Source organism: Silanimonas sp. (assembly GCF_044377035.1).
Lineage (GTDB): Bacteria > Pseudomonadota > Gammaproteobacteria > Xanthomonadales > Xanthomonadaceae > Silanimonas.
This window is the reverse complement of sequence record NZ_JBILJW010000043.1, coordinates 1-6311: the sequence shown is the minus strand read 5'-3', so window position 1 is coordinate 6311 and position 6311 is coordinate 1. Positions and strand designations below refer to the sequence as shown.

Below are 6311 nucleotides of genomic sequence, written 5' to 3'. Positions count from 1 at the left end.
CCGGGTTTCCTCGAACATGTCGAGGTCGTTGTTGCTGGCGCAGCCGTCGGTGCCGATGGCCACGTTGACCCCAGCGGTGCGCAGCGCCTCGACCGGGCAGAAGCCCGAGGCCAGCTTCAGGTTCGACTGCGGGCAATGCGCGATGTGCACGCCGCGCTCGGCGCAGAGCTTGATCTCGCCTTCGGTGAGCTGGGTCATGTGCACGGCGATCAGGCGCGAATCGACGATGCCGAGGCGGTCGAGCCGCGCCAGCGGGCGCTGGCCGTGCTGCGCCTGCGAATCGGTGATCTCCTGCGCGGTCTCGTGCACGTGGCAGTGGATCGGGATGTCCAGCTGCGCCGAGAGCATGCCGATGCGTTCGAAGCTGGCGTCCGACACCGTGTACGGGGCATGCGGCGCGAACGCGAAGCGGATCAGTGGATCGGTGCGCCAGGCGTCGTAGACCTCGAGCGCCTTGTCGAAGTACTCGGCGGTGGTCTTTGCCCAGGGCGAGGGAAACTCGATGACCGGCAGGCCGACGGTGGCGCGGAAGCCGAGGCGCTTGTAGGTCTGCGCCTGCACGTCCGGGAAGAAGTAGTTCTCGTTGCAGGTCGTGGTGCCGCCACGGAGCATTTCGGCGACGGCCAGCTCGATGCCATCGGCGATGTAATCCGGCCCCATGACGGCGCCTTCGATCGGCCAGATGTGTTCCTGGAGCCAAGGCATCAGCGGCAGGTCGTCCGCAACGCCGCGCAGCAGGGTCATCGGGTTGTGGGTATGGATGTTGACCAGGCCCGGGATCAGCGCGGCTTCGGGCCGCGACACGATCTCCGCGGGGAGGAAGCGGGCGCGCGCCTCGGCACGTGGCAGCACGGCGAGGATGCGGCCGTCCTTGACCGCGACGGCGTGGTCGGCGAGCACGGCACCTTTCGGCACCACCGGCACGACGTGGCCGGCTTCGATCAACAGGTCGCAGGGTTCGAGCACGTTCATTCCCCGGATAAGGCTGCGGCGCGCCGGTGAGGGCGCGCCGCAAGGATGACGGCCCCGCCGTGGCGGGGCGATGACGCCAGAGACTGGCGTGCGCGATTACTTGACGCGGCTGACGTACTCACCGGTGCGGGTGTCGACCTTGATGATTTCCTCCTGGCCGACGAACAGGGGCACGCGCACGACGGCGCCCGTCTCCAGCTTGGCGGGCTTGCCGCCGCCGCCCGAGGTGTCACCGCGGACGCCCGGGTCGGTCTCGACGATCTTGAGCTCGACGAAGTTCGGCGCCTGCACCGCGATCGGGGTGCCATTCCACAGGGTGACGACGCAGGGCTCCTCGCCCTTGATCCACTTCGCAGTCTCGCCGACGCCGGCCGCATCCGCCTGCACCTGCTCGAAGGTTTCCTGCTGCATGAAGTGCCAGAACTCGCCGTCGGTGTAGAGGTACTGCATGTCGGTATCGACGACGTCCGCGGCCTCGACGTTGTCGGTGGCCTTCATGGTCATTTCCACCACGCGGCCGGACTTGATGAAGCGGTACTTGACGCGGGTGAAGGCCTGTCCCTTGCCCGGCTTCACGTACTCGGTGTCCTGGATGACGCACGGCTCGTTGTTCACGATGATCTTCATGCCGTTCTTGACGTCATTCATGCCGTAGCTGGCCATGCGGGTGCTCCTGAACCTTTAGAATGCAGCCGGTGATGATACCCGTTCCCGCCGCCGCCCGGCAGCCGGCCCGTTGGCAGGCCCTGTGGCGTGACGCCCTCCGCGACCCCGTCGAACTGCTGGAAGGCCTCGGCCTGCCGGGCCTGGCGGCGCGCGTCTCGGCCTCGGCGCAAGCCCAGCTCCCGCTACGGGTCCCGCGCGGCTACGCGGCTCGCATGCGCCACGGCGATGCGAACGACCCCCTGCTTCGACAGGTCCTGCCGCTGGACGACGAGGACCGCCTCGTCCCCGGTTTCAGCCTCGATGCCGTCGGCGACGGCGCGGCGAAGGGCGGGACGGGGGTGATCCACAAGTACGACGGCCGCGCGTTGCTGATCGCCACCGGCAGTTGCGCGATCCACTGCCGCTACTGCTTCCGCCGGCACTTCCCCTACGCCGAGGAGACCGCAGCATCCGGCAGCTGGGGTTCGGCGCTGGATTACCTGCGCGGTGATCCAACGGTCCACGAGCTCATCCTCTCCGGCGGCGACCCGTTGAGCCTGTCGACCGCGAAGCTGGCCGAACTCACCGACGCGCTGCGCGCCCTGCCCCAGATCACGCGGCTGCGCCTCCACACCCGCCTGCCGATCGTGCTTCCCGAGCGCATCGACGCCGAGTTCCTCGGCTGGATCGGCGGCCTGCCCTGGCCGACCGTCATGGTGGTGCACGCGAACCATGCCCACGAGATCGACACCACCGTTCGCGAGGCCTGCGGGGCCCTCCGCCAGCGCGGCGTCCATCTGTTGAACCAGGCGGTGCTGATGCGCGGGGTCAACGACGACGCCGACGCGCTGGTGGCCCTGTCCGAAGCACTGTTCGCGTCCGGCGTGCTGCCCTACTACCTGCATCTGCTCGACCGAGTGCAGGGCACGGCGCACTTCGAGGTCCCTGAAGCCGAAGCACTGGCCTTGCGCGACGCCATCCATGCCCGCTTGCCGGGCTACCTCGTGCCGCGCCTCGTCCGCGAGATCCCGGGAGAGCCCGGCAAGACCCCGGCCTGACGCCACGCGAGGGGCTACCAAGCGCGGCGCTGTCCGTATACTGCGACGCGATACCGCTGCGACCCCCGGAGCCCGAATGCCCACGAACGACGCCGTCCTGCGCCTTCTTCTGGTCGACGACCGGCTGGAGGATGCCGAGCAGCTCACCAGCATGCTCCGCAATGGCGGCATGGCCGTTCGTCCGCAGCGCCCGGACAACCTCGAGGAACTCCGCAAGCTCCTTTCGACCCAGAGCCTCGATCTGGTCGTGGCGGCCCTGACGGCGACCTCCATCCCCTTCGAGACCGTCGTCCGCGAAGTGGAAGCGAGCGGCAAGGACCTGCCGGTGCTCGCGGTGCTCGAGGCGCTGAACGAGGCCACCGTCCTCGAAGCCCTGAAGCTCGGGGCGCGCGACATCGTCCATCGCCACCAGCCAGCGCAGGCGCAGACCATCGTCCGCTCCGAAGCGGAATTCGTGAAGACCCGCCGCGCCGTCCGCGTCCTCGAGGCCCAGCTGCGCGAAACCGAGCGCCGCTGCGACGCCCTGATCAATTCCTCGCGCGACCCAATCGCCTACATCCACGAGGGCATGCACATCCGGGCCAACGACGCCTACCTCGAGATGTTCGGCTACGAAAGCTACGAGGACATCGAAGGCCTGTCCGTCCTCGATCTGATCGCGCCCTCGAACGCCGGCGGGTTCAAGGACCTGCTGAAGCGCATCTCGAAAGGCGAGGCCCCGCCGAAGCAGCTGGAACTTCAGGCCATCGACGCGAACGGCGACGAGTTCGACGCGCTGATGGAGTTCACGCCGGCAAGCTACGAGGGCGAGCCCTGCCTGCAGATCGTCTTCCGTCCGCAACTCGTCGATGCTTCGATGGCGGCCGAACTCGAAGCCCTGCGCCTGCGCGATTCCCTCACCGGCCTCGCCAACCGCGCGCACTTCATGGGCGAGCTGGAGAGCGCCGTCGCCGCGGCGGCAGGTGGGCGGCACCACCAGGCCTTGCTGCTGGTGGAACCGGACAACTACGAGACGCTCGTCGGCACGATCGGCATGGCGCAAGCCGACGAACTGCTGAAGGCGTTCTGTGCCCGACTGGGCACGGCGCTCGACGACACGACGATGGCCGGACGCCTCTCCGACCACCGTTTCGCGGTGATCTGCCGCCTCCATGACCACCAGGCCAGCCAGGTTCGCGCCGAGAAGATCCGCGCGGCGTTCCAGGGGAAGATCCTCGAAGTGGGCGACCGTTCGCTGACCCTGACGGTCAGCGTGGGCGGCGTGCAGATCGGCGAGCGCAACGCCCAGATCGGCCCCGTCCTAAGCCGAGCGGAAACGAGCCTGCAGTCGGCCATGGGCGTGGGCGGCGATCGCGTCGAGATCCACGATCCGGCGGCCCGCGACCGCGCCGAGGAGGAGCGCATCCAGGCCTGGGTGCAGCGCCTGCGTGACGCCCTCGACAGCGACGGTTTCACCCTCCACTACCAGCCGATCATCAGCCTCAATGGCGAGCCGGGCGAAACCTACGAGGCCTACCTCCGCCTCAAGGGCAATGGCGGCGAGATCATCGGCCCGACCACCTTCCTGCCACTGGCCCTCGAACAGGGACTCGGGCCGGAGATCGACCGCTGGGTCATCCACCGCGCCATCGCAGTGATCGCGGAACGCAAGGCGGCGCGGAAGGACACCACGCTTTACGTGAAGCTCGGCCCGGAGAGCATCTCGGCGAACGATCGGCTGGGCGAGGAGATCGTCGCAGCGGTGAAGGCGGCCGGCATCCCCGGTGAACTGCTGGTGCTGCAGCTGCACGAACCCGCGGTCTTCACCCATCTGAAAGCGATCCAGGCCTTCGCCCAGACCCTCCACGCCGCCGGCGTCCGGCTGGCGCTGGAACATTTCGGCACCGGCCTGAACTCGTTCCAGCTGCTCCAGCACATCGACGCTGACGTGGTGAAGATCGACCGCAGCTACATCACCGAGCTGTCCAAGAACAGCGACAACCAGGCGAAGGTCCGCGAGTTCGCCGAGAAGGCCCGTAGCCTCGGCAAGACCTGCGTGGTGCACTACGTGCAGGATGCCGCCAGCATGACGGTGCTGTTCGGCATCGGCGTGGACTACGTGGAGGGCGATTTCCTCGCCGCCGCGGGTCCGACGATGAATTACGACTTCGGCTGACGCGCGGCGATCAACCGGCCCGCTGCCGCGCGACCGGACAACCACGCCCGCTCCGCGGGTGGAAGATCGGCCGAATCCGGCTCGCCGAACGCGTCGCCGGCGAGCGCGAGGCCATTGCCCTCCAGCGGTCGCGGATCGAGGACGTCGAGCGGTCGCGCGTACCGCCAGCGATGCGCGGACACGTCGTGAATGGCCTCCGGGCCGATACCTGTCATGGCCATGAAGGCGTCCAGCAGATGCTGCGCAGCGGTCCCGGCATCGAGCTCGAGGTTCGCCTCGCTCCAAGCGGTGGTCGCCTGCAGGACCCAATGCCCCGAGTTTGACCGGCCGGGCTTGTCGGCTTCGCGATAGATGGCTTCGACGACATCGCCGGGGCCGGAGTCCCGCAGCCGGCGCATCGCGGAAGGCTCGGTCTCAAGCAAGGCGGCCCAGCACGGCGCGTAGCGGATTCCCGCGAGGGCCTCGAGCATCTGCGGGGGCACGACGTCATTGGAAAGCGCGCCAGCCCTCAGCAGGCCCAAGGCCTGCGGCGCGGGAAGCGCGAGGACCAGTGCCTGTGCCGCGCCGACCTCGCGCCCGTCGGCGTGAATGGCCCGCCATTGCCCGCCTTCGAAATGCAGGGCGGCCACCGCCACCGACCAGTGCACGTCCAGCCCATCGAGCAGCCCCGCCACGAGGGCGCTCATGCCCGGAAGGCCCACGTAGGCCTCGCTCCAACGTGCCGCGCGTCCGGAGGCCGCTTCCTCGCTCAACCATCGAGCGAACACCGGCGTGTTCGCCTGCAGTGTCGCCGCGCCGTGATCGAAGCTGCCCGCGCCTTTGCGGCGGGTGCTCAGGCGACCGCCGGGACCGCGCCCCTTGTCCAGCGCACGGACCCGGAAACCGGCATCGGCCAGCGCGCGGGCTGCAGCGGCGCCGGCAAGGCCGGTGCCAACGACGAGGACGTCGGCGTCCATCCGCGCGGAGCCGACGCCGCCCGGCCTCAGCGGAGGCCGGTCTCGTTGCGGGCGATGACGAGGCGCTGGATCTCGCTCGTGCCCTCGTAGATCTCGGTGATCTTGGCGTCGCGGAAATAGCGCTCGAGCGGCATTTCCTTCGAGTAGCCCATGCCGCCGTGGATCTGGACCGCGGCGTGGGTGATCCACATCGCCGCTTCGGACGCCGTGAGCTTGGCCACCGAGGCCTCGGTGCTGAAGCGGCCGCCGGTCTTCTCGGTCTGCGCCTTCGCCCACGCCGCGCGCAGCGTCAGGATCTGAGCGGCATCGAGCTTGCACTTCATGTCGGCGATTTTGGCCTGGATCATCTGGAAGCTGCCGATGGCCTGGCCGAAGCTCTTGCGCTCCTTCACGTAGGCCACGCTGGCCTCGTAGGCGGCACGAGCGAGGCCGACGGCCTGCGAGGCGATGCCGATGCGGCCCGCATCCAGCACGCCCATGGCGATCTTGAAGCCCTCGCCTTCGACACCGACGACTTCATCCGCC

General features: G+C 68.6%; 6 protein-coding genes. 2 read left to right on the top strand and 4 right to left on the bottom strand.

Annotated features, from left to right (window positions below; translation table 11 throughout):
- The coding region (locus ACIQ6S_RS13915; protein ID WP_397608875.1) for an amidohydrolase family protein at window positions 1–972 on the bottom strand (972 nt) is incomplete at its 3' end.
- A gap of 96 nt (window positions 973–1068) precedes the next feature.
- Window positions 1069–1635 (bottom strand): elongation factor P, encoded by a 567-nt coding sequence (efp, locus tag ACIQ6S_RS13910; protein ID WP_397608874.1) that lies wholly within the window; start codon window positions 1633–1635, stop codon window positions 1069–1071.
- A 23-nt stretch (window positions 1636–1658) separates the two neighbouring features.
- On the opposite strand from efp, the gene epmB reads away from it, so the two are divergent.
- Both epmB and ACIQ6S_RS13900 read left to right on the top strand, forming a co-directional pair.
- The gene (gene epmB / locus ACIQ6S_RS13905; protein ID WP_397608873.1) at window positions 1659–2675 is read left to right on the top strand and encodes an EF-P beta-lysylation protein EpmB; all 1017 of its coding nucleotides are present in this window, start codon (window positions 1659–1661) and stop codon (window positions 2673–2675) included.
- Between the two features lie 76 nt (window positions 2676–2751).
- Complete coding sequence (locus ACIQ6S_RS13900) at window positions 2752–4830, top strand: EAL domain-containing protein (protein ID WP_397608872.1); 2079 nt, start codon at window positions 2752–2754, stop codon at window positions 4828–4830.
- On the opposite strand, the gene ACIQ6S_RS13895 is transcribed toward ACIQ6S_RS13900, so the two are convergent.
- Together ACIQ6S_RS13895 and ACIQ6S_RS13890 are read right to left on the bottom strand one after the other, a co-directional pair.
- A complete protein-coding gene (locus ACIQ6S_RS13895; protein ID WP_395832628.1) occupies window positions 4815–5786 on the bottom strand; it encodes an NAD(P)/FAD-dependent oxidoreductase in 972 nt (323 codons plus the stop codon). The two genes, ACIQ6S_RS13900 and ACIQ6S_RS13895, sit on opposite strands and share 16 nt — an antisense overlap.
- A 26-nt stretch (window positions 5787–5812) precedes the next feature.
- Window positions 5813–6311 (bottom strand): acyl-CoA dehydrogenase family protein (locus tag ACIQ6S_RS13890; RefSeq protein WP_397608871.1); only part of this gene is annotated, 499 nt, incomplete at its 5' end.